Raw genomic sequence first — 22,053 nt, 5'->3', positions numbered from 1 at the left:
GCTGCGCCGCTTCCGGCCTGCGCCCCTGCCGAGGGCGGCCTGATGACGCTCCCAGCCCTGATGTCGCCCCTGCCTGCCCTAGCCGTCGCCGTCACCGCTGCCACCAGCGCCTCCACCGCCGAGCCGCTCTGGCGCAGCATCGAGCAGCCTGTGCTGCTGAAGGTCCTGGTGGCCGGCGCAGGGATGGCGCTGATCATCTGGGAGCTGTGGTGGTTCCTCGGCCGCCATGGTGGTGGCGTGGCGGCCCGCGAGGGGGAGCACGGCCTGCAGGAGATCACCATCACCGTGGACGGCGGCTATGCCCCCTCGCAGATCCGGGTGAAGGCCGGCCAGCCGGTGCGGCTCAGCTTTCACCGGATCGATCCGAGCGGCTGCGTGGCGAAGGTGATCTTCCCCGATTTCCACCAATCCCTCGATCTGCCCCTGGATGCCACCACCTCCGTGGACTTGCCGGCCAGGGCTGCCGGCACCTATCCCTTCCACTGCGGCATGAACATGGTGCGGGGCAGCCTTGAGGTGGAGTGACCCGGGGCGGCGCGTTCCAGGTTGGTCGCGAGCGCTCAGGCGCTGATCTCCAGGGTGCCCATCATGCCCAGCTCCTCGTGATCGAGGAAGTGGCAGTGATACACCGTGCGTCCGGCGAAATCATCGAACCGGGTGCGAATCCGCACGGTTTCGCCTGGACGCAGCAGCACCACATCTCTCCAGGCGCGCCACGGCTCCGGCGTGCCGTTGCGGCTGATCACCTGGAAGGGGTTGATGTGCACGTGAAAGGGGTGATCCATCACTCCGTCGTTCACCAGGTCCCACTCCTCGGTGTCACCGAGGCGCACGGAGGTGTCGGTGCGGCCGTGCTCGTAGGCCCGGCCATTGATCAGGAACACCATGCCCATGCCGGGGGCCATGCCGTGGTTGAGCACGAAGCGGCGGCGGCGCACCGGCGCCGGCAGGGGCTCCACCGGCAGCAGGCGCTCGGGCAGCGGCAGAGGCGTCACCGAGCCCGCGTAGTTCAGGGTGGCGATCGGCACCGGAGCCTGCTGCTCAAAGCCTGATCCCATCCTTCCTCTGCCCATTCCCATTCCCATTCCTCTACCCATTCCCATTCCTCTGCCCATGCCCATGCCCATGCCCATGCGGCTGCCCATACCGCCCATCATTCCGCCGGCACCCCTGGCGTAAGGAAGGTTCAGCAGCCGGTAACGACCGCCCGTCCGCTCGCCCCGCACCAGCACCTCAGCCCGCTCGCCGGGGGCCAGCAGCAGTTCCGGCAGCTCCACCGGCGCCTCAATGGCACCGCCATCGGTGGCGAGCAGGTGGAAGGGGTGATCCTCGAGGGCCAGCCGCCAGAAGCGGGCATTGGAGGCGTTCACGATCCGCAACCGCAGCAGACCCCCTGAGGGGATCGAAAGCGCCGGGTTCACCTGGCCGTTGACGGTGAGCACCTCGCCCTCACGCCCCAGCATCATCCCCATGCCCATCGGGCTGAAGCCCCCCTGCCGGGGAAGATCCTTGAGGAAGAGCACCTGCTCCTCGGCGGCCTGCACCTCGGCGATCTGATCCAGGGCACCGCGCACGATGAACACCCCTCCGAGGCCGCCGAACACCTGATCGGCCGTGGTGCCGTGGTGGTGGGGGTGGTAATAGAAGGTGCCGGCGGGATGGTCGCCCGGCAGGGTGAAGGCGTAGCTGTGGCTTGCGCCGGGGGCCACGCTCACGAACACGTTGTCAGCACTACCGCCAGGAGAGATGTGGAGGCCGTGGTAATGCAGGTTGGTGGGGCGAGACAGGCGGTTGACCAGCTCGATCCGCACGGTATCGCCGGGCTCGGCCTCCAGCAGGGGCCCAGGCAGCAGGCCGTTGTAGGTGAGGGCCCTGGACGGGCCGCCCGGGATCGCCACCTTGGTGTCCTGCGCCACCAGGTCCAGCTCCAGGCGTCCGCCGCTGGAACGCAGACGGGACGGGGCTGTGGCGGGGGGGCTGCCTTGGGATCGAACCTGGGCGGAGCGTCCCAGCAGGGCTGAGCCGGTGGCGATGGCTGAAGCACCGCCGACCATGGCAAGAAAGGAACGGCGACCAAGATGCAAGACCATCTCTCCCTCAGGCCTCGATCTGCAGGAAGGTGCGGCGGGAGCCATCGCGACCGAAGGAGTAAACCGTGTAGGACTCGCTACGCAGGGATGATTCCATGCCCGGCGAACCGAGGGGCATTCCCGGCACGGCGATTCCCACCACCGCCGGTCGCTGCCGCAGCAGCTGATCGATCGCCTCGGCAGGGACGTGCCCTTCGATCACAAAACCAGCCACCTTGGCGGTGTGACAGGACGCCAGGTCTCCTGGGACGTTCAATGAGCTCTTGACCGCTTCCAGGTCGGCCACAACGTGATCCTTCACGCTGAAGCCGTTGGCACGCAGGTGGTCGAGCCACCCCTTGCAGCAACCGCAGCTGGCCGTGCGGTAGGCCGTCACCTGGCGGCTGGGTGCCAAGGCGTCAGTAGACGCCGCGCCCCGAGCCAGTGACGTCCTGACGGTGGACGGCGAGAGCCAGTAGCCGATGCCAACCACGGAGAGCCCGGCCAGGACCGTGGCCAGCAGCCACCTCTGGCGGTGCGTCGCGGTCGCACCGCCAGAGGTGGAATGATCTGGATCGGGTTGCGGCACGTCCATTCCTAGGCAATGGGTGAAGGATTGAACTCATTTTAAAGACTCCATCCGACTGGAGAGTCAAGGGATGACTGATCTGTTGGCCTTCAAGCAGAGCCACTCCTTTGCGGGCGCCCGGCTGCCTGGAGGGCTCAGAGGGCAAAGAGCCTGTCGTATTTGTAGTACTCCGGTTTGCGCAATCCCTCCACCGCCAGCATGCGCCGCAGCTCGATGATCTCGCCCCTCTGGGCCACGATCACCTCCCGCGCGAAGCGCTGGATGGTGGGGTTGGTGCTCTTGGCCCGGGCATCGTGGGCCATCATCAACGCCCCCGCGTGGTGCTCGATCATGCCCTCAAGGAACCACACCACCCGGTTCTCCTTTGTGGGTCCGTCGCCCATCATCCGCATGCCGTCGATCTGGGCCTGGCTCATGCGTGTGAGGCCCGCGAGGCTGTTTGGATCGCCGCCGCTCGCCAGCGTCACTGGATAAACGGGGGCCTGGGGATACCAGGCCTTGCGCCACAGCCCCATCGCCCGGATCTCTTTGGCCTGATCCCTCCAGATTGAATTTCCGAGCGCCCCAACACCGGGCTGGCCGATCCCGAAGACGAACTCGCTCATGCGCAGGGCTCCCGTGTGGTGCTGCACCATGCCGTCGATGAAGCGCAGGTCGTAGGTGGAGCCAGCCGGGCCCACGTCATGAGCATGGGCGCCTTGGGCAGGGGCGGATCCAGCAGGGGCAGACTTCCCAGGCATGTCCATCATCCCTGGCATGCCTTGGTGTCCTTCGTGATTCATGCCACCGGGCATCTGGGCCAGGGCAGGAACTGCCACGGTGAGTGCAGAGGCGAGACCGATCAAGGTTGGCGTGAAGCGGGAAGGGCGCATGGCGGCAGGTTGAGGCCACCTCACCGTATAGTCTCCTGTTGTCTGGAGAGTCAAGGGCAAGGGCGCAGCAAATCCGCGCCGGCCGATGCCGGTCCTCCAAGACTTGACTCTCCCCTCAAGCGCCAACAGGTGCTGGGCGTGGGTGGGCCAGTCCTTCGATCCCGATCGCATTGAAATCCGTGTTGTCCTCGAAAGCACGGAAGACTGGTTGATCATCAATGACGATGTCATGGATTACCCCATCCATCTGCACCTCAATCCCTTCCAGGTGACCACCCGTGTTGGCCGCGCCGAATCCCAGCGCCACTGAAATGACAAGGTGCTGGTGCGCTCGGGAGAGGGGAGGTGCGCCTTCGGCTGAGCGTTCTCGATTTCGCAGGTCGCACTGTTTCCAACTGCCACAACCTCGATCACGTTGATGCGCCACGTCCTGACCCTCTCGCTGGCCTGCTGTTGGCTGACAGCTCCGGTGCTGGCGGCTGAATTGGAGGCGTGTCGGAACCTGCTGGATCAACGCAATGCCCTGGCCGAGCAGGCGATGAAGGCCGAAATCGCCCTGGTTAGAACCATCCGTGAGCGGATCTGCCCTGTCCTCAGCCAGCAGGCCGATGGGGCCAATGCCAACGACCGCATCGAGCCGACCATCGACTACCAGGCCCTGCTCGAGTGCCGCCACAAGGCGGAAGAACAGCTGCTGCGCAGCCAGCGGGTTCTCTACGTCAACCGGAGGCAGTTCAGGTTCTACACGGCGGCTGGAGCCGAGCTGGCCCGGCAAGCCGATGGGCTGGATCAGGAATTGCGGGATCGGGAGTGTCCCTATCTGCGTTGATCAACAGCCTGCGGGCACCCGGTGCCGCCCAGACCCTTGACCCTGAAGTGACTACAGGCTGTTTGCTGGGGTCTGGATGACCTGACCATGGCGGAACATTGCTGCAGCAGCGGAACCAGCGGGCAGACGGCTGGAGCCACCACGGCGCCGCAACCGGAGCCGGCAACCGCCAGGGAAGCGCTGTTTCGGATCAGCGCGATGGATTGCGCCACGGAGGAAGGCGAGATCCGCCATGCCCTCGCAGGTGTTGACGGCATCCGCGGCCTGAGGTTCCTGCTGGCCGAGCGCGTTCTGGCGATCGATGCCGAAGCAGCAGCGCTCAACTCCGCCCTTGCGGCGATCCGCCGGCTGGGATTCAACCCGGAGCCGATCAGCGCCGATCACCGGCCGTCCGCCGCCCAGACCCGCGCCGAACGGCGCCTTGAACGAATCCGCCTGGGGGGTTCCCTGGCATTGGCGCTCACGGCGGAGCTGCTGCATCTGGTCGTTCCCGCCTACCCGGGCCATGAACTGGTGGAGATCGGGATCGCCCTCGCCGCGATCGCCCTGGCGGGCTTCTCCGTGTTTCGCAAGGGCCTCGCGGCCCTGCGCCAGGGCCGGCTGAACATCAATGCGCTGATGAGCGTGGCGGTCACGGGCGCCTTCCTGATCGGCCGCTTTCCGGAAGCCGCCATGGTGATGGCGCTCTATGCCGTGGCCGAGGCGATCGAAGCGCGGGCCGTGGAGCGGGCCCGCCAGGCGATCACCAGCCTGATGGCCCTGGCCCCCGATGAGGCGGAGATTCGCCAGAGCGATGGCCGCTGGCAAAGAGTTTCCGCCAGTGCTGTGGCCATCGGAGATGTGGTGCGCGTTCGCCCGGGCGAGCGCCTGCCGCTCGATGGCACGGTGCTCCGCGGCGAGAGTGCGATCAACCAGGCGCCGATCACCGGCGAAAGCCTGCCGGTCGACAAAGGCCCAGGTGATGAGGTGTTTGCGGGCACCATCAACCAGGGTGGCGCCCTGGAGATCCAGGTGACGTCGCCTGCCTCGCTCAGCACCCTGGCGCGCATCATCCAGGCCGTGGAGGAAGCCCAGGCCTCCCGTGCGCCGATCCAGCGCTTCGTGGATCGCTTCGCGGCCCGCTACACCCCGGCGGTGTTCGTGGTGGCCCTGGCCGTTGCTCTGCTGGCGCCACCCTTGCTGGGTTTCACACCCATGCAGGCGATCTACAAGGCGCTGGTGCTGCTGGTGATCGCCTGCCCTTGTGCGCTGGTGATCGCCACTCCGGTCACGGTGGTGAGCGGCCTGGCCACCGCCGCCCGCCGCGGCATCATCATCAAAGGCGGTCTCTACATCGAGGAGGCCCGCAAGATCAAGGTGCTGGCGCTCGACAAGACCGGCACGATCACCCTGGGCCAGCCCCAGCTGGTGGCCTTTTCCCCTCAGCAACAAGCGGCTGACGCTGGCGCTCTGAAACAGCTGGCCAGCAGCCTGGCGGAGCGCTCCGACCATCCGGTGTCGCGGGCCATCGCCGCAGGCCTCGATGGCGAGCGGCTGGCCGTGGAGGCCTTCGAGGCCCTCCCCGGAAGGGGGGTGCGCGGCGTGATTGCGGGGCGGCCGCTGATGCTGGCCAACCACCGCTGGATCGAGGAGCTGGGACTCTGCACCAGCGCACTGGAAGCATCGATGCAGGTCCACGAGCGCCAAGGTCGCTCGCTCAGCCTGCTGGCCGATGACAGCGGCGTACTCGCCTTGATCGCCGTCGCCGATACCGTTCGGCCCAGCTCGACTGCCGCCATGGCGGCCCTGCGAGTCCTGGGCGTCACACCGGTGATGCTCACGGGTGACAACGCAGCCACCGCCGGTGCGATTGCGGCCCTGGCCGGCATCGAGCAGGTGAAGAGCAACCTGCTGCCCCAGTACAAGCTCGAGGCGGTGGCCGATCTGCAGGCTCACTATGGATTCGCAGCCATGGCCGGCGATGGCATCAACGATGCGCCGGCCCTGGCCCAGGCGGACATCGGTTTTGCGATGGGGGCTAGCGGCACCCACATCGCCATCGAAGCCGCCGATGTGGTGATCATGAACGACGATCTGATGCGCGTACCGGAAACGATCGCCCTCTCTCGCCGCACTTTCCGCATCCTGCGCCAGAACATCGCGCTGGCGCTGGGGATCAAGGCCCTTTTTCTGGTGCTCACCGTGGCCGGTAACGCCACGATGTGGATGGCGGTCTTCGCGGACATGGGCACCAGCCTGATCGTGATCGCCAATGGCCTGCGGCTGCTCCGCACCCCCAGGCTTGGCAAGATCAAGGGCTGAGCCTGGTCGGGAACGATCAGATCTGAGCCTTGTCGATGCGAGCCGAACGGTTCAACTCCATGAGGATGCCACAGGTCTTCACCTCATCCGGTTGCTGACAAAGCCCTCTGAGCTGCCGTAGCTGATCCTGGAGTTTGTGCAACTCATTCACGCGGGCATCGACCTCGGCGATCTTCTCGTCCAGCAGGGCATTCACCGTCAGACAGCTTCCGGACGGTGTGTCGAGCACCTTGATCAGGATGCGGACCTCCTCCAGGCTCATGTCAAGGCTGCGGCAGTAGCGGATGAAGCGCAACTGCTCCACATGCCGCGGCGAATAGAGGCGATAGTTGCCATCCGTGCGCTGTGGCAGCGGCAGCAAGTGCTCGCGTTCGTAATAGCGGATGGTTTCGATCTTGACCCCGGTGGACCGGGCCAACTCGCCGATCTGCATGGATTCATCCCCTTGGGTTGGCAAGTCGGGCGGACAAGCCTCCCTGGCGCAACGCTAGGCCCTTGACCCTGAAGCCACTTCAGGCTTTTCAATGGCCGTATCTCAGCCGTTCTCTCCCCCTGTGAGCAGCGCTACGCGAACCAAACCTCTCTCCAGCCGTCGATCTAGCCAGGAGCCAGGCCGGCCCTGGGTGCGCCTCACCATGGCCGTGCTCGCCACGATCGGCATGATCGATACCGGCTCGATCACCGCCAAGCGCTGGGGTTGGATCGGCAGCCTGTCCTGTCCGGGCGGTAGCGATGGCTGCGACAAGGTGCTCGGCAGCGCCTGGGGCACGCTGCTGGGCCAGCCACTTTCTCTCTTTGGGTTCCTGGCCTACGCCACGGTGCTCCTGCTGGCCCTGATGCCGTTGCTGCGAGGAGGTCTGCGCGCCCCAGCCTCGGAGGGCAATCGCTGGGCTCTGTTCCTCGTCAGCTGCGGCATGGCCGTCTTCAGCCTGGTGCTGATGGGGCTCCTGGTCTTCGAGATCAAGGCCTTCTGCACCTTCTGTGTGGTGTCGGCCGCCCTCAGCCTCGCGCTGTTCCTGTTGAGCCTTGTTGGAGGTGGCTGGATCGACCGCAGCCAACTGATCTTTCGCGGAGTGATGACAGTCCTCCTTGTTGGTCTGCTGGGGCTGGGCTGGGCAGCATCGACGGACCAGTCTGTCGCCCAAAGCGGACGGGCGGCTCCAGCTGTCATCAGCGCCAGTTCGCCGGCCAAGATTGCCCTGGCAGAGCATCTGAGCAGCGTCGGCGCCCGGGTGTTCACGGCGTACTGGTGCCCCCACTGCCATGACCAGAAGGAGGCCTTCGGCAAGGAGGCCGCCGCCAAGCTCCAGGTGATCGAGTGCGCCGAAGACGGCGCCAACAGCCAGGCGCAGCTGTGCAAGCAGCAGGGGGTTCAGGGCTATCCCAGCTGGCAGATCAAGGGCGTCGTGGATTCGGGCGTCAAGCCGCTGAACACCCTCGCTGATCTCAGTGGCTACACCGGTCCGCGTGACTTCTGAGCAGGCCGTGATCCCTTCCCCAGGGCGGGGTCAGCCCAGCCATGCCCCAGCAGGATCGCCGCCACCCTCGCCTTACCCTCCAACTCCGCTGGCGTCGCTTCATGCCTGATGCACCGCTCGGCACGGCCGCGCGCACCAATGCCCAGACGGTGGAGGTGCCTGCCGGCCTGGGCATGTTGCGCACCTTCCTACGGGTGCTTGGCCCCGGCTACCTGGTAGCCGTGGGCTACATGGATCCGGGCAACTGGGCCACGGATCTGGCGGCCGGCTCCCAGTTCGGCTATCGCCTGCTCTGGGTGATCGGGCTCTCCAGCCTGATGGCGATGGTGCTCCAGTCGCTCTGCTGCCGCCTGGGCATCGCGACGGGGCTGGATCTGGCCCAGGCCTGCAGCCGTCTGCTGCCGCGGTTCTGGCGGATCCCCCTCTGGCTGCTGGCCGAAGTGGCGATCATTGCCTGCGACCTGGCCGAGCTGGTAGGCAGCGCCATTGCCCTGCAGCTGCTCTTCGGCCTGCCCTTGCCCTGGGGGGTGGGCCTCACGGCCGCCGACACGCTGCTGCTGCTGGCGCTGCAGCGCTTCGGGATCCGCCGGCTGGAGGCCCTGGTAATCGCCCTGGTCGCCCTGGTGGGGGGGTGTTTCGCGGTGGAGATGTTCTTGCTGCAGCCCAATTGGAGCCAGATGGGCCACGGCTTCATCCCTCAGGTCGCCAGCCTCAGGGACGGGCAGCAGCTGTTTCTGGCCGCCGGCATCCTCGGGGCCACGGTGATGCCCCACAACCTCTATCTCCATTCCTCGCTGGTGCAGACCCGCCACTGGAGCGCGGCGAAGGGAGCAACGCGCAGGGCCCTGGCCTTCAGCACCTGGGACACCCTGATCGCCCTCAGTCTGGCCTTTCTGATCAATGTCTCGATCCTGGTGCTGGCCGCCGGCAGCTTCTACGGACGGCTACCGCAGCCGGTCACGGATCTGAGCGAGGCCTACCGGCTGCTGACGCCGATGCTGGGCACGTCGCTCGCCAGCGTGCTGTTCGGCGTGGCCCTGCTGGCGGCGGGCCAGAGCTCGACGCTCACCGCCACCATGGCCGGCCAGATCGTGATGGAGGGGTTCCTGCAGATCCGTCTGCCGGACTGGAAGCGGCGGCTGCTCACCCGCGGTCTCGCGCTGATCCCGGCGATGGCCACAGTGATCCTGTTCGGTGAACGGGCCACAACAAATCTGCTGGTGCTGAGCCAGGTGGTGCTGTCTCTGCAGTTGCCCTTCGCGGTGATCCCGCTGGTGTGGTTCTGCGGCCGCCGGGGCCTGATGGGCGATCTGAAAGCACCGCTCTGGTTGCAGGCCGCGGGCTGGATCTGCGCCAGCGTGATTGTGCTGATCAACCTCTCGATGCTGAGCGCGGTGTTGCGGGGCGTCTGAACCGTTGACAAAAGCAGCCTCTCCTCAGACCCATGACGAGCAAAAAACACTGGGACACGATCTGAGCATCCAAGGCCACTGAGTCGTTGAGCTGATACCAGAGGCACCACGGTGACCAAGCGGCTGGATGCCTGGAGCCCCATACCACCACAAGCTGCAGCAAACCGCGCTCCAATCCCACGAGTGCGGAGACACCGATCAGGGGCAACACGCCCCAGGGGAAGCGCAGCAGCAGGGTCAGCGACATGAAGATCAGGAAGAGTGCAAGGGCATCGAGCTGGCCAGTGTTTTCCCCATTTGGGCCTGCTCTGATGGCTGGTCAGCGCCACCAGGTCAGCGAGGTGCTGGACTTCTGGTTCGTGCAGAGCCGGCCGCGCCAGCCGTCGACAGCAGCATGTAGTGGCGCGGGGGGAGGCGAAGACCATTGGGGGAGAGAGGTTGACGGGAGGTGGTCAGGCGCCTTCTCACCGAGACGCCCCAAGGCGGCATCCCGCCAGCTCAGCCTGGACCCTGCTGATCCGTTCAGCCCAGGGCCTGTTTGAACGCGAACAGCCCAAAGGCGATGAACAGGCCACCGCTCAGCCGATAGAGCAACTGTTCGCTGATGCGACCTCCGATCCACTTGCCGGCCCCCACCGCCAGCCAGGTGACCAGGGCGTGGCCGACCAGGGTGCCCGCCAGCAGGCCCGCGAAGGTGAAGGCCGGTGCGGTGGCCAGAAAGATGGTGGTGAACTGGGTGCGATCGCCCAGCTCGGCGATGAACACCAGCACGAAGGCCTCCCAGATCACCGCCCAGGTGGTGCTGATGCGGCGCCGGCTCTCCGCCTCATCAATGGCCTGCTGGGCTTCCTGCTCCTCCTCGTCCGCCTCATTCGCCTCCATGCCCTGGGCGTCGACGAGCAGCTTGAGACCAAAACCGACGAACAGCGCCGCCGCCAGCCACGGCACCACCGTGGCGGGCAGCAGCTCCCGCAGGCCGTAGCCCAGACCCAGCGAGATCAGGGTGACGGCCGTAAGGGCTGCAAAGGCGCCGATGAAGACATCCCGGCCGCGGTGACGCGCCGCCAGGATCAGCGCCATGAAGAAGGTCTTGTCACCCAGTTCGGCCAGGGTGATGGCGGTGAAGCTTGCCCCAAAAGCTGCCACCGCTGGATCGGAAGGAAGAGGAGTGCTCATCGCCGCAGGTTGCGCCGCAGCTCATGAAGAAGTCATGAGGTTTGCGGCGGATCCACGGCAGTTGGCAGCTCCACCAGCAGTACGCACAGGCCGGGCCGGCTCTCGCCGAGGCGTAGCTCACCGCCGTGGCGGCGGGCGATGGCGCGGCCGATTGCCAGTCCCAGCCCGCTGTGCCCGCCGCGATCGGCGCCACTCCAGAAGCGATCGAACACCTGCTCCCGCTGGGCCGCCGGGATGCCGGGCCCCTGATCGCGTACTGCCACCTGCACCTGCCGTTTCGTCGTTGTCACGTCGAGGCTCACCCGGCCTCCCTCGGGGCTGTGGCGAATGGCATTGAGCACCAGGTTGGTGAACAGGCGCAGCAGTTCCTCGCTGTCGCCCTCCACCAGAACGCTGTGCTCTTCCGGCGCGGGACTGAGCCGCAGCTGGATCGCGCGCGCGGCCGCCTGGGGTGCGTAGCAGCGGATGAGATCCTCCAGCAGTTCCAGCAGATCGAACCGCTGCCAGTCCCGAGGTCGCCCGTCACTGCCGTCGCAGCTCTGCTGCAGCCGGGCCAGGGTCAGCAGATCCTCCAGCAGCTCGCCCATCCGACGGCTGAGGCGGTCGAGCTCAGGCCAGGCCAGGCCGGGGTGTGGGCGCAGTTCCAGCGGCACCCCCGCCAGCAGGGTGCGCAGGGCCGTGAGTGGATGGCGCAACTCGTGGGAGGCATCGGCGGTGAAGCGCTGCAAGGCACGCAGCTGCTCCTGCATGGGGAGGAAGGCAGCCCGCAGCATGCGGCGGCCCGCCAACAGAGCCGCCAGAGCGGTGACGATGCCACCTAGCAGCAGACCGCGGCGCAGCCGTTCCAGATCGGCGAGAGCGGCACGGTCCGAGAGGGCCACCCGCACGTAACCAAGCCGTTGTTCCGTCGAAGTTGCGCCCGCCGCCTGGGGGAGGTTGTTCCCACTGGGATCGGCCCCAGCGTGCAGCGGCTCCGTTTGGACCACCTGAACGAGGCTGACGCCACCCGGCCAGCGCTGCCAGCTCGGGGTGGAGGTGGACTGCGGCAGTGCCTCTTGCATGGCCGGCACGGCCAGGAAGCCCTGTTCGCTGAGCAACTGGCCTGTCGTGTCGAACCATTGCACCCGCTGCTGAACCAACGCCGGAACGGCGATCCGCTGCGGACCGGCCCGGAACTTGGCACGCCCTTCCGCCTCGCCCATCTCATGGGCGATCAGGGGCAGCTGGGCCGCGGCCGTGGCGGCCAGCTGGCGCAGCTCGGTGCGCTGGTCCTCGCCCCGCTGCACAGCGATGCCCCAATAGAGGGTGCCGGAGAAGGACAGCAGCAGCAGCAACGCGAAGCCGCCACCCTGCAGGAGGAGCCGGCGTTTGAGCTGCAGCGGATCAGTCGGTAGCGCTTGCGTGGAGCCGGTAGCCATGGCCATACACCGTTTCGATCAGGTTCGGATCACAGCCAGCGGCAGTGAGCTTCTGACGCAGGTTGCGCATGTGGGCCCGTAGGGCGTCCTCGCCGACGACGCGGCGGCCATCGCCGCAGGCGTGCAGCAGCTCACTCTTGCGGCAGCTGGCGCCGCGGGCGCGCAGCAGCTGCTCCAGCAGCAGGGCCTCCTTGGGGGTGAGCTCCAGGGGATGCCCACGCACCAGCGCCACGGTCTGACCGGGCTGGAGCGCCAGCGGCCCCCAGCACAACTGGCTCTGCAGGGGGCGATTGGCGCGGCGCAGCAGGGCCGCCAGCCGCACCCGCAACAGCTCGGGATCGAAAGGCTTGACGACGTAGTCATCGGCGCCTCCCTCGAAGCCGAGCAGCTTGTCGGTGCGTCCATCACGGGCGGTGAGCATCAGCACCAGCGGCTGATGGCACGGCAGCCGGCGCAGCTGCCGGCAGAGCCTCAGGCCGTCGGTGTCGGGCAAGCCGAGATCGAGCAGCACCAGATCGAAGCGCTCCTGCTCCAGCCAACCCATCGCCTCGCCCCCCGTGCCGGCGACCTCAAGGCCATAGCCCCACTGGAGCAGCAGCCGTTGCATCGCGTCCTGGAGGGTCGGGTCGTCCTCGACGAGCAGGAGCTTCATGGCCGTCCCACTCCCTGATCAGAGGGCTGCATCCGTCTGAGCCGCGCTCTCAAGTTGCAGCGTGCTCTTGCCGATTCCAAACGCTTCCAGCCGTCGCCGGGCCGAGGCCAGGAGCTGATCCCGGCTGAGACCCTCACGCTGCAGGCGATCGGGATCAATCACCATATGAGCGGTAAGGGCTGTGCGGGAGGTGCTCAGCCCCCAGACATGGAGTTCCTCCACCTCAAGCACTGAAGGCAGCGACGCGAGAGCCTGCTCCACCTCCATGAGATCGACATGGCGCGGGGCGGCGTCGAGGGTGAGGGCGAGCGCTTCGCGCAACAGGCCCAGGGCGCTCCAGATCACCGCGGCCCCCACGCCGATGGCCGTGACGGCATCGAGCCACAGCCAGCTGGTGGCCCCCACCACCAGGGCGCTCAGCAGCACCGCCACCGAGACGGCGGCATCGGTGAGTAGATGCAGCACCGCCGCCCGCTGGTTGAGGTCGTGGTGGTGGTCGTGGCCGAACAGGCGGGCCGAGAGCAGGTTGATGGCGATGCCGGCGGCCGCCGCCCAGGCCACCGGGCCCACGATCAGCGGCACCGGGTTGAACAGACGCTGGATCGCTTCCACCACCACCACCGCACCGGCCGCGAAGATCAGCAGGCCGTTCACCAGCGACACGATCTGGGTGCTGCGGCCGAATCCGTAGGTGAAGCGCCCGCGGGCCGGCCGGCGGCTGAGACGATCCGCCCCCCAGCCCAGGGCCAGGCCGACCACATCGCCGAGGTTGTGGAGGGCATCGCCGATCAGCGCCAGCGAGCCGAAGCCAAAGCCCACCACCAGCTGCAGGGCAGTGAGGCCGCTGTTGAGGGCGATGCTCCAGCGGAAGGCCCTTCCGGCGCGACCGTCTGGTTGGTGGCCATGGCTGTGGTCGTGATGGTGATCATCGCCAGGCCCATGGGGGTGATCGTGAGGTTCTGCTCCGTGCCCGTGCTGGCCGCCCATGGCTCAGGTCTCCTGCTGGGCCGTCAGGTAGAGGGCGATCATCTCCTCCATCCCCTGCTGGGTGCGGCCATGGGGCCTGAGGCCCTTGGCGGCCCAGACCCGATCGAGCTCCATGCGCAGCTCTTCTGGAATCCAGCAGGAGAGCAGCACCTTGCCTTCTCGGCTGGAGGAACAGCGCTTGACGGCCATGGACACCCCCGTGGTCATTACCGAACTGTATACATGTACGTGAAGTTGGTCTGCCCTCCCTTGGCCGCTGCCGTCCAATCCTCCAGATCCGCTCACCACCGTTCCTACCTCTGGCGTCATGGCGGGCGAACCCTTGAAATCGCCATGACGGACCAGGGGGGCAGCGGCCCGGCCTGGTTGCTGCTGCCGGCGCTGAGCACGATCTCCAGCCGTCAGGAATGGCAGACCTTCTGCGATGCCATTACCGAAGGCCCGGGTGAGCCATCCGAGCGCCCCCGGCTGATCAGCCTTGACTGGCCAGGGTTCGGGGAGAGTGATCGGCCTCGGCTGCCGTATGACGCCCAGCTCCTGGCCCTGTTCCTGGCTGATGTCCGACGCGAGGTCTGCCCGACCGACTGCGGCCTGATCGCCGCTGGCCATGCCGCCGGCATCGCCCTGATCGCCGCTGAGCGCCATGGCCTGGAGTTTCGCGAGTGGGTGTTGGTGGCCCCCACCTGGCGGGGGCCGCTGCCGACAATGGCTGGCCGCCGTAGCCGCGCGTTCCCGGCGATCCGTTCCCTGGTGGAGGCGCCGCTGCTCGGGCCCCTGCTCTACCGGCTCAACACCACCAAGGGCATGCTCGGCTGGATGAGCCGCCGCCACGTGGATGTGGCCGGTCCCGGCCTGAGCCCTGAGGGCCTTGCCGTGCGGCAGCGGATCTCCCGCCAGCCGGGGGCACGCTTCGCCAGCGCCGCCTTTGTGACCGGGGGCCTTGATCCCTACGCCACCCCGGACGGCTGGCTTTCGGCAGCAGCAGCGCTGCAGAATCCGCTGAAGGTGGTGATCGCGGATCAGGCGCCACCGAAATCCCTTGCAGCGATGCAGGCCCTGGCGGCGGTGGCCGATCACACCCTGCATCTCCCCGGCCGGCTCGGGGCCCATGAGGAATGCGGGCGGGAGCTGGCCGCCCTGCTCCGCCGATGCTGAGAAATCTGGTCTCCCTGCCCCGTGGGGCGTGGCTGGTGGGCCTGATCAGCCGGGTGAGAGGCAAGTCAGTGGCCAGCTGACAACCGGACCATGAACACGGCTCCCTGCCCTGATGCGGACCGAACAGTGATCCCGCCGCCATGGCGACGTGCGATCGCCTGAGCGATGGCTAACCCCAGGCCCGTGCCCCCCTGCTGCCGGGAGCGGGCGGCATCAAGCCGGGTAAAGCGATCGAAGATCCTCGCCTGCTGATCGACGGGGATTCCAGGGCCACTGTCGCTGATGGCCAGCACAACCTCCCGGCCCTGCTTGTCCAGCCTCACGTCGACAACACCGTCTGCCGGGGTGTAGTGAATGGCATTGTTGAGCAGGTTGATCACGAGTCTGCTGAGCTCCGATTCAACGCCCAGAACCCTGGCGCAAGGGCTGAGGTGCTCCGCCTTGAGGCTGACCTGAGCAGCAGCGGCCACTTCACTGAACTCCTCCACCACATCCATCACGATCTCGGTGAGATCACAAACCTCCTTGAGGCCTTGAGGCGAGGATCGCTCCAGGCTCGCGAGCAGCAGCAGATCAGCAATCAGCTGCTGCAGCCTCCGCCCCTGGGCCAGAACCCGATCCAGACTGGTCACCTGCCTGTTGCTGGTGGAAGGATCGGCTGTGCTGCGCTCCGCCTCCACGACGGCCAACAGGTTGGCCAGTGGTGTTCGCAGTTCATGGGCCACATCAGCGCTGAATTGTTCCTGGCGCCGGTAGGCCTCCAGCAGAGGAGCCATGGCCAGCCCCGCCAACCACCAGCTGGCTACGGCTACCCCCACCATCGCCAGAAGGAAGACCCCATGGCCCAGCCACCACAAGCGGTTCGCTTCGGCATCGAGGTGCTCCAGGCTGCTTGAGATCTGCAGGTAGCCCCAGATCGGTTCGCCGGGGCCATGGGAGTGATGCAGGTGAATCGCATAGGTGCCCCAGCGTTCTCCGGCCCGCTCACCGGTCAATGCCCAGCCCAGCAGCCCAGGTTTCGGCCTCACCGGCAAGGCGCCAGGGGAGTTGGCGATCAGAACCCCGTGGTGATTGAACACTCGCAGCTTGTAGCGGTCGGGATCGCTTGCACTGATCGCATGCCGATGGATCAGATCCGTCGGCGGAATGCAGGGCTTGCCTGCCAGGCAGAGGCCCGGCAGCACCGCAGCCAGGGCGCCGGAGGGCCGGGCTTCCGGCGGCAAGGCGGGCTTGAGACTGTCGTGCAGCGTGCCGGCGAGGCTCTGCAATTCACGCCTGATCGCCGTTTCCTGGGTCTGCATCAGCAACCGGCCCATGGCAAAGCCGGCTGCATAGAGCAGTGTGCCCATCACCAGCAACGACAGGCCTGCCAGGCGCAAGCGGGCGCGCCACAGCAATCTTGGCGTTGAGGAACGGTGATGGCTCACGTCTCCGCGGTCGCAGGCGGGGCGAGCCGATACCCCTTGCTGGGCACCGTTTCGATCGGCGAGGGAAGGCCGTGGGCCGCCAGCTTGCGCCGCAGCAGCCGCACCTGGGCAGCCACCACGTTGCTCACCGGGTCCTGATGCAGATCCCACAGTTGATGGCGCAGCCGTGAGCCGGGAATGATCTGGCCTGGATGCTTCAGGAAATAGGCCATCAACTGCTGCTCCTTGGCCGACAGTTCCACGCGCACCTCACCGGTGGTGGTCGTGACCAGCAGCGTGCCTACATTGGGATCCAATCGATAACTACCGGCTGCCAACAAGGGCTCCCGGTAGCCGGGGTGGCGCCGCTGCAGGGCCCTGATCCTCGCCAGCAGCTCCTCCATCGCAAAAGGTTTGCTGAGGTAGTCATCAGCACCCGCATCGAGGCCCTCCACCCGATCGGCCGTCTCGGCGCGGGCCGTGAGCAATAACACCGGTAGCCCCATGCCAGCGGCCCGAGCGCGCCGGCAAAGGTCAACACCGCTCAGATCCGGCAGCATCCAATCGAGGATGGCGAGGTCGTAACGGGCAAGCTCACCGCTCAGCAGGGTCCAACCCTCCAGACCGTCGGGGCAGTGATCCACCACATGGCCCTGGCGTTGCAGCACCGTCTGGACAGCGGCAGCCAGATCCTCTTCGTCTTCCACCAGCAGGATCCGCAGCAACATCAGGGGTGGGCTCCGGATGGCAGATGCTAGTGAGTGCCGGCGATTTCACCTGTTTTTCATCGCGGTTGCGCCATCCTCCGCCCATCCACCGTTCCCATGGGCCTTGGTCAACCGATTCCTGCAGCTGGCCGCTCGAGCCAGCCTCTCCACCGCTGCCCTGCTCGCCATCGCCACGGCATCACCGCTAGCCAGGGCCCACGTGGGCCACGGTGATGAGTTCCAGCAGCAGGGGGATGTGCGCCAGGTGAAGCGCAATGCCGACAGCGATGGGCTCCTGGGTGTGGCCACGGCCAAGCCCGAACAAGGACCTGATGGCCTCACCGTGCCCGCCACTGCACTGGTGGATGCCGATGGCAAGTCCCTGCTGTTCGTGCAGACCGAGAAGACCTACGACCCAGTCTTCGTGCAGACCGGAGCCAACCAGGGAGACCGCGTGGTCGTGACGGAGGGAATCGATCCCACCGATGACGTGGTGCTGTCGGGGGTGCTCTCGCTCTACGCCGAATCGAAGAAGACCCAGCAGGTGGAGGCTCCTGCGGCTGATGCCGGTGCTGTTGCCAAGGCCGAGGACGGTTCCAACTCCAGCGGCAACCTGCCGTTGATCGCTGGCACAGCCGGTGTTGCCGCGGTGGTGGCCGCAGGGGCGGTGCTGATCAACCGCCGCGGCAAGCAGGGCGAATGATCGAAAAGCTGCTCAACACCACGCTGCGGTTCTCGATCGCCCGTCGTTGGCTGATCGTGGCCGCTGCGGTGGTCATCAGTCTCTGGGGCCTGCTGGCCGTGAGCCAGATGCCGCTGGATGTGTTTCCGCCCTTTGCGCCGCCGCAGGTGGATGTACAGACCAGCGCTGATGGCCTCTCGCCTGAGGAGGTGGAAGCCCGGATCACCCTGCCGATTGAATCGGCCGTGAACGGCATCCCCGGCGTGGAGACGGTGCGCTCCTCCTCCAAGGCGGGCCTGTCGATGGTGCAGGTGGTGTTCCACCAGAACGCCGACATCTACCGCGCTCGCCAGTCGGTGGCGGAGCGGTTGCAGCAGGTGAGCTCCCAGCTTCCCGCCAATGCCGCCGCACCGGAGTTGTCGCCGCTTGTGTCACCGCTCGGCACGATCCTGCAGGTGGCCTTCACGGTGAAAGGCGATGGCGCCACATCCTTGATGGATCTGCAGCAGCTGTTGCTGCGCTCCTATCGCCAGGCCATCCTGGCGGTCCCTGGTGTGGCCCAGGTGACGATCTACGGGGGTGATGAGCAGCAGTTCCAGGTGCTGATCGACCCCCAGGAACTGCAGGTGCAGAACGTCTCGCTCCAAGCAGTAATGGAGGGGGTCTCCAATGCCATGGCCACCAGCCCCGGAGGCTTCCTGATTGCCGGCGGCCAGGAGCGGCTGATCCGCCCGATGGGACAGATCGAGCAAGTCAGCGACCTGGCTGATGCAGCGGTGCGCAACGAGCAGGGGCAACCGGTGCTGCTTTCCACCCTGGCGGAGGTCAAACGCGACGCGGCGCTCAAACGGGGTGACGCCAGCTTCAACGGCAAGCCCGCCGCCGTGCTGATGGTGACCAAGCAGCCCGACGTGGACACACCCACCGTGACCCGCGCGGTGGAGCGACGCCTGGCCGAACTGAACCGAACCCTGCCGGCGGATGTGCAGACCCACGTCACCTTTCGGCAGAGCAACTTCATTGACAGCGCCATCCGCAATGTGAGCGAGTCGCTGCTGCAGGGGGTGGTGATCGTCTCGGTGGTGATCGTGCTGTTCCTGATGAACTGGCGCGCCGCCATAATCAGCCTCAGCGCCATTCCGCTTTCGCTGCTGATCGGCCTGATGCTGATGAAAGCGCTTGGGCTGGGGATCAACACCATGACCCTGGGCGGGCTGGTGGTGGCGATCGGCTCGGTGGTCGACGACTCGATCGTCGACATGGAGAACTGCTACCGGGGCCTATGCCGCAACCAGGCGAGCAGCACGCCCAAATCACCGCTGCAAGTGGTGTTTGACACCTCGGTGGAGGTGCGCCAGCCCGTGCTGTTCTCCACCGTGATCATTGCGGTGGTGTTCGCGCCGATCTTCTCGCTCACCGGCGTGGAAGGACGGATCTTTGCGCCCATGGGCCTGGCTTACTTGCTCTGCATCGGCGCCTCCACCCTGGTGGCGGTGACCCTGTCACCAGCCCTCTGCGCCATCCTGCTGGCGCCGGTTCAGCTGCCGGAGGAAAACACCTGGATCGCCAACCAGGCCCAGCGCCTCTATCGCCCTGTGCTGGATCTGGCGGTGGCCTCCCCGCAGCGGGTGCTGGCCATGGCCCTTGCTCTGGTGATCGCCACCACCCTCATCCTGCCGGCACTGGGGCGGGTGTTTCTGCCCGAGTTCCGTGAAAAGTCGCTGGTGAATTCGATGGTGCTTTACCCCGGGGTGTCGCTGGAGATGACCAATCGGGCCGGCCTGGCCCTGACCCGTTCGCTGCAGAACAACCCTCTGTTCGAGTGGGTGCAGGTGCGCACCGGCCGCGCGCCTGGTGATGCCGATGGTGCGGGTGTGAACCTTGCCCATGTGGATGTGGAACTCAGCGATCAGGCGATGGCCAACCGCCCAGCCGCCATTGCTGAACTGCGGCAGGCGTTTCAGAAGCTGCCGGGCGTGGCTTCCAACATCGGCGGCTTCATCTCCCACCGCATGGATGAGGTGCTCTCCGGGGTCCGCAGTGCCATCGCGATCAAGATCTACGGCACCGATCTGGGCGAGCTGCGCCGCATCGGCGAGGCCGTGGAGACAGCGATCAAGCCGATCACCGGAGTGGTGGATCTGCAGTTGGAGCCCCAGCTGCCCATCCCCCAGGTGCAGATCCACTACGACCGCCCCCTGGCCTCGGCCCTTGGCCTCAGCATTGAAAAGCTGTCGCAGGCCGTGGAGATTGCCCTCAACGGCAAGGTGGTGGGCCACGTGGTGGAAGCCGGCGTGCGCAGCGATGTGCTGGTGCAGCTCCAGCCGGACGCGCGCGCAAACCTGGAGGCCATTCGCTCGGTGCCGGTGGCCTTCTCCAATGGCATGACGGTGCCCCTGGGCAGCGTCGCCTGGATCGACGAAGGCCTCGGCTCCAACGTCGTCAACCGGGAGGACGTCTCCCGCATGATCGTGGTCTCCACCAACGTCAGCGGCCGGCCCCTCGGCACTGTCGTCAAAGACATCCAGCGCACCATTGCCCGTGAGGTGCCACTGCCTCAGGGCTACACGATCCGCTACGGCGGCCAGTTCGAATCAGAAGAACGGGCAACCGCGTCTCTGGTCTTCTACAGCGCTGTTGCCGCAGTGGTGATCGGTGTGCTGATGGTGATTTCGGTGAAATCAGTGCCCGCCACAGTGGCGATCATGCTCAACCTGCCCCTGGCCCTGATCGGAGGTGTGGTGGCGGTGTTGCTCACGGGAGGAGTGCTATCGATCGCCTCGTTGATCGGCTTCATCACGCTGTTTGGCATCGCCGTGCGCAATGGGTTGTTGCTGGTGGACAACTACAACCGCCGCCACGGCGCAGGGCAACCCCTGGGCGAGGTGATCCGTGAGGGAAGCCTGGAGCGCCTCAACGCCATCCTGATGACAGCCCTCTCCTCGGCCCTTGGCGCCTTGCCGTTGGCGCTGGCGTTCGGGGCCGGCAACGAAATCCTGCAGCCCCTGGCCGTTGTGGTGCTGGGCGGCCTGATCACCTCCACGGCGCTGACGCTGCTGGTGCTGCCCGCGCTGTACGTGCGCTTTGGCCGTTGGCTGTTGCCTCCTGTCGCAGCTCCGTCGCCCTCCCTCGTTGCGTCCCATCCATGAACCCGAGCCTGCATCGCATCAAGGATCGTCTGCGTCAGCCCCAGGTGCTGCTTCCTTTGGCCCTCGGGGGATCCCTGTTGCTGGGCATCGCGCTGGGGCGCCTCCAGCCGGGCCCAGCCACCGTGCCCGTGGCTAAAGAATCAGCAAGCACCACGCGCAGCGGCTCCCTTGCCTTCAGTGAAGAGCAACTGCGGCGCTCGGGGCTCAGCACCATTCGCCCAGATCTGAGCACGGGCACCGCACGTCCGATTTCCGGGTTTGTGGACGCAGCCGTCGGAGCGCGCTCCAGTGCAAGCATGCAGGTGGCCGGCCGCATCGTTCGCCTGCTGGTGGCACCAGGCGCTGCCGTCCAGGCCGGTGAGCCGATCGCTGAAATTCAGAGCCCCGACGCGGCGGTGGTGCGAGCCGATGCGGATACAGCCCAGGCCACGGCGCAGTCCCTGGCTTATCAGTACCGCCTGGCCCTACCGATGGCCCGGCAGGGGGCGCTCTCGGCCCAGGAATTGGAGAGCCGCCGCATCGCCAGCGTCACCGCAGCCAATGCCGCCAGGGCGGCGGCAGCCAAGGCCATGGCGATGGGACAGCCCGATGCCATGGGACGCCTGCTGATTCGCAGCCCGATCCGTGGCCAGATCGCCGCCGTGAAGACATCCCCCGGGTCAGTGCTCCAGACCGGCGATGAGGTGGCCCAGATCAGCGATGCTCGCGGCAGCGAATTGCGCTTCCTGGTGTCGCCGGTGCTGGCCACCAACCTGGAGATCGGCCAGCGACTGCGGGTGAGAGCAGGATCGCGGGATCTGCGGGCTCGCGTCTTGGCGGTGGTCCCCGACAGCGGCAGTGGAAATCGTGTCACCGTGGTGCGCGCCGAGACGGTGGATGCGCCCATGCCCCCTGCCGGCACGGCTGTGACGGCCTTTGTCCAGGTGCCGGCCTCCGCGCAACGGTTCACGGTGCCGGCGGATGCTGTTCAGTTGGTCAATGGCATGGCGGTGGTGTTCCGCTATCAACGGGGCGTGGTGGAGCCAGTTCCGGTGGTGGTGGGCCAGCAGTCCGCTGAGCGCGTTGAAATCCTGCAAGGCGTGCGCGGCAGCGAGATCCTGCTGAGTGGGAACACGGCAAAACTGCGTGATGCCCTGGCCGGGGAACGGCGACTAAGCGAGAACTGATCGAG

General features: G+C 66.6%; 21 protein-coding genes. 10 read left to right on the top strand and 11 right to left on the bottom strand.

The window, feature by feature from the left end; genetic code table 11:
* Window positions 1-525 (top strand): cupredoxin domain-containing protein (locus ACWJIO_RS08535; protein WP_480312793.1); only part of this gene is annotated, 525 nt, incomplete at its 5' end.
* A gap of 35 nt (window positions 526-560) precedes the next feature.
* Here ACWJIO_RS08535 and ACWJIO_RS08530 read toward each other — a convergent pair.
* From ACWJIO_RS08530 to ACWJIO_RS08520, 3 genes are all read right to left on the bottom strand, one after another.
* Window positions 561-2,090, bottom strand: coding sequence for a multicopper oxidase family protein (locus ACWJIO_RS08530; RefSeq protein ID WP_480312791.1), 1,530 nt, complete (start codon window positions 2,088-2,090; stop codon window positions 561-563).
* A 7-nt stretch (window positions 2,091-2,097) separates the two neighbouring features.
* Complete coding sequence (locus tag ACWJIO_RS08525) at window positions 2,098-2,484, bottom strand: DUF411 domain-containing protein (protein WP_480312789.1); 387 nt, start codon at window positions 2,482-2,484, stop codon at window positions 2,098-2,100.
* Between the two features lie 308 nt (window positions 2,485-2,792).
* Window positions 2,793-3,530 carry a DUF305 domain-containing protein gene (locus ACWJIO_RS08520; RefSeq protein WP_480312787.1) on the bottom strand — a complete coding sequence of 246 codons (738 nt, stop codon included), beginning with the start codon at window positions 3,528-3,530 and terminating at the stop codon, window positions 2,793-2,795.
* A gap of 142 nt (window positions 3,531-3,672) precedes the next feature.
* Between ACWJIO_RS08520 and ACWJIO_RS08515 the strand changes: the two genes are divergently transcribed.
* The 3 genes from ACWJIO_RS08515 to ACWJIO_RS08505 all read left to right on the top strand — a co-directional run bounded on the left by ACWJIO_RS08515 (window position 3,673) and on the right by ACWJIO_RS08505 (window position 6,660).
* Window positions 3,673-3,840 carry a multicopper oxidase domain-containing protein gene (locus tag ACWJIO_RS08515; protein ID WP_255460007.1) on the top strand — a complete coding sequence of 56 codons (168 nt, stop codon included), beginning with the start codon at window positions 3,673-3,675 and terminating at the stop codon, window positions 3,838-3,840.
* A 108-nt stretch (window positions 3,841-3,948) separates the two neighbouring features.
* On the top strand, window positions 3,949-4,359 hold the full coding sequence (locus ACWJIO_RS08510) for a hypothetical protein (RefSeq protein ID WP_480312784.1): 411 nt from the start codon (window positions 3,949-3,951) through the stop codon (window positions 4,357-4,359).
* 198 nt (window positions 4,360-4,557) lie between these two features.
* Complete coding sequence (locus tag ACWJIO_RS08505; protein ID WP_480312782.1) at window positions 4,558-6,660, top strand: heavy metal translocating P-type ATPase; 2,103 nt, start codon at window positions 4,558-4,560, stop codon at window positions 6,658-6,660.
* A gap of 16 nt (window positions 6,661-6,676) precedes the next feature.
* Here the strand turns inward: ACWJIO_RS08505 and cadR are convergent, their stop codons facing one another.
* The gene (gene cadR / locus ACWJIO_RS08500) at window positions 6,677-7,093 is read right to left on the bottom strand and encodes a Cd(II)/Pb(II)-responsive transcriptional regulator (RefSeq protein WP_480312780.1); all 417 of its coding nucleotides are present in this window, start codon (window positions 7,091-7,093) and stop codon (window positions 6,677-6,679) included.
* A 202-nt stretch (window positions 7,094-7,295) separates the two neighbouring features.
* Here cadR and ACWJIO_RS08495 point away from each other — a divergent pair, with 202 nt between their 5' ends.
* Window positions 7,296-8,138 carry a vitamin K epoxide reductase family protein gene (locus tag ACWJIO_RS08495; RefSeq protein ID WP_480312779.1) on the top strand — a complete coding sequence of 281 codons (843 nt, stop codon included), beginning with the start codon at window positions 7,296-7,298 and terminating at the stop codon, window positions 8,136-8,138.
* Window positions 8,139-8,239: 101 nt separating this feature from the next.
* Entirely contained in the window at window positions 8,240-9,550 is a 1,311-nt protein-coding gene (locus ACWJIO_RS08490) for an Nramp family divalent metal transporter (RefSeq protein ID WP_480312778.1), read from the top strand.
* A gap of 522 nt (window positions 9,551-10,072) precedes the next feature.
* Here ACWJIO_RS08490 and ACWJIO_RS08485 read toward each other — a convergent pair.
* The 5 genes from ACWJIO_RS08485 to ACWJIO_RS08465 are packed head-to-tail and all read right to left on the bottom strand — an operon-like array spanning window position 10,073 to window position 13,990.
* Window positions 10,073-10,726 (bottom strand): TMEM165/GDT1 family protein, encoded by a 654-nt coding sequence (locus ACWJIO_RS08485; RefSeq protein WP_480312777.1) that lies wholly within the window; start codon window positions 10,724-10,726, stop codon window positions 10,073-10,075.
* 32 nt (window positions 10,727-10,758) lie between these two features.
* Window positions 10,759-12,144, bottom strand: a complete 1,386-nt coding sequence (locus ACWJIO_RS08480) for a sensor histidine kinase (protein WP_480312776.1) — start codon at window positions 12,142-12,144, stop codon at window positions 10,759-10,761.
* Complete coding sequence (locus ACWJIO_RS08475) at window positions 12,110-12,796, bottom strand: response regulator transcription factor (protein ID WP_323243580.1); 687 nt, start codon at window positions 12,794-12,796, stop codon at window positions 12,110-12,112. The genes ACWJIO_RS08480 and ACWJIO_RS08475 overlap by 35 nt, the downstream gene beginning before the upstream one ends.
* 18 nt (window positions 12,797-12,814) lie before the next feature.
* Complete coding sequence (locus ACWJIO_RS08470; RefSeq protein WP_480312774.1) at window positions 12,815-13,783, bottom strand: cation diffusion facilitator family transporter; 969 nt, start codon at window positions 13,781-13,783, stop codon at window positions 12,815-12,817.
* A 3-nt stretch (window positions 13,784-13,786) separates the two neighbouring features.
* Window positions 13,787-13,990, bottom strand: a complete 204-nt coding sequence (locus tag ACWJIO_RS08465; protein WP_480312773.1) for a hypothetical protein — start codon at window positions 13,988-13,990, stop codon at window positions 13,787-13,789.
* Between the two features lie 126 nt (window positions 13,991-14,116).
* Between ACWJIO_RS08465 and ACWJIO_RS08460 the strand changes: the two genes are divergently transcribed.
* Complete coding sequence (locus ACWJIO_RS08460) at window positions 14,117-14,938, top strand: alpha/beta fold hydrolase (protein WP_480312771.1); 822 nt, start codon at window positions 14,117-14,119, stop codon at window positions 14,936-14,938.
* Window positions 14,939-15,003: 65 nt separating this feature from the next.
* Here the strand turns inward: ACWJIO_RS08460 and rppB are convergent, their stop codons facing one another.
* Window positions 15,004-16,365 carry a two-component system sensor histidine kinase RppB gene (gene rppB / locus ACWJIO_RS08455; protein ID WP_480312769.1) on the bottom strand — a complete coding sequence of 454 codons (1,362 nt, stop codon included), beginning with the start codon at window positions 16,363-16,365 and terminating at the stop codon, window positions 15,004-15,006.
* Window positions 16,362-17,066, bottom strand: a complete 705-nt coding sequence (gene rppA / locus ACWJIO_RS08450; protein ID WP_480312815.1) for a two-component system response regulator RppA — start codon at window positions 17,064-17,066, stop codon at window positions 16,362-16,364. Before rppA ends, rppB begins: the two co-directional genes overlap by 4 nt.
* Window positions 17,067-17,175: 109 nt before the next feature.
* Here rppA and ACWJIO_RS08445 point away from each other — a divergent pair, with 109 nt between their 5' ends.
* The 3 genes from ACWJIO_RS08445 to ACWJIO_RS08435 are packed head-to-tail and all read left to right on the top strand — an operon-like array spanning window position 17,176 to window position 22,048.
* Window positions 17,176-17,754, top strand: a complete 579-nt coding sequence (locus ACWJIO_RS08445) for a hypothetical protein (RefSeq protein WP_480312768.1) — start codon at window positions 17,176-17,178, stop codon at window positions 17,752-17,754.
* On the top strand, window positions 17,751-20,882 hold the full coding sequence (locus tag ACWJIO_RS08440; protein ID WP_480312766.1) for an efflux RND transporter permease subunit: 3,132 nt from the start codon (window positions 17,751-17,753) through the stop codon (window positions 20,880-20,882). The genes ACWJIO_RS08445 and ACWJIO_RS08440 overlap by 4 nt, the downstream gene beginning before the upstream one ends.
* Window positions 20,879-22,048: an efflux RND transporter periplasmic adaptor subunit gene (locus ACWJIO_RS08435; RefSeq protein WP_480312764.1), complete on the top strand. Its 1,170-nt coding sequence runs from the start codon at window positions 20,879-20,881 to the stop codon at window positions 22,046-22,048. The genes ACWJIO_RS08440 and ACWJIO_RS08435 overlap by 4 nt, the downstream gene beginning before the upstream one ends.
* Window positions 22,049-22,053: the final 5 nt, after the last annotated feature.

This window comes from Paraciimarium castrense LEGE 11436 (assembly GCF_056633055.1).
The sequence above is the reverse complement of the archived record's forward strand: the minus strand, read 5'-3'. Positions and strand labels throughout refer to the sequence as shown.

Coding starts and splice junctions, on each gene's coding strand:
- ACWJIO_RS08530 (WP_480312791.1), bottom strand. CDS start 2,090: ATGGTCTTGCATCTTGGTCGCCGTTCCTTTCTTGCCATGGTCGGCGGT.
- ACWJIO_RS08520 (WP_480312787.1), bottom strand. CDS start 3,530: ATGCGCCCTTCCCGCTTCACGCCAACCTTGATCGGTCTCGCCTCTGCA.
- ACWJIO_RS08510 (WP_480312784.1), top strand. CDS start 3,949: ATGCGCCACGTCCTGACCCTCTCGCTGGCCTGCTGTTGGCTGACAGCT.
- ACWJIO_RS08505 (WP_480312782.1), top strand. CDS start 4,558: ATGGATTGCGCCACGGAGGAAGGCGAGATCCGCCATGCCCTCGCAGGT.
- cadR (WP_480312780.1), bottom strand. CDS start 7,093: ATGCAGATCGGCGAGTTGGCCCGGTCCACCGGGGTCAAGATCGAAACC.
- ACWJIO_RS08495 (WP_480312779.1), top strand. CDS start 7,296: ATGGCCGTGCTCGCCACGATCGGCATGATCGATACCGGCTCGATCACC.
- ACWJIO_RS08490 (WP_480312778.1), top strand. CDS start 8,240: ATGCCTGATGCACCGCTCGGCACGGCCGCGCGCACCAATGCCCAGACG.
- ACWJIO_RS08485 (WP_480312777.1), bottom strand. CDS start 10,726: ATGAGCACTCCTCTTCCTTCCGATCCAGCGGTGGCAGCTTTTGGGGCA.
- ACWJIO_RS08480 (WP_480312776.1), bottom strand. CDS start 12,144: ATGGCTACCGGCTCCACGCAAGCGCTACCGACTGATCCGCTGCAGCTC.
- ACWJIO_RS08475 (WP_323243580.1), bottom strand. CDS start 12,796: ATGAAGCTCCTGCTCGTCGAGGACGACCCGACCCTCCAGGACGCGATG.
- ACWJIO_RS08470 (WP_480312774.1), bottom strand. CDS start 13,783: ATGGGCGGCCAGCACGGGCACGGAGCAGAACCTCACGATCACCCCCAT.
- ACWJIO_RS08465 (WP_480312773.1), bottom strand. CDS start 13,990: ATGACCACGGGGGTGTCCATGGCCGTCAAGCGCTGTTCCTCCAGCCGA.
- ACWJIO_RS08460 (WP_480312771.1), top strand. CDS start 14,117: ATGACGGACCAGGGGGGCAGCGGCCCGGCCTGGTTGCTGCTGCCGGCG.
- ACWJIO_RS08440 (WP_480312766.1), top strand. CDS start 17,751: ATGATCGAAAAGCTGCTCAACACCACGCTGCGGTTCTCGATCGCCCGT.
- ACWJIO_RS08435 (WP_480312764.1), top strand. CDS start 20,879: ATGAACCCGAGCCTGCATCGCATCAAGGATCGTCTGCGTCAGCCCCAG.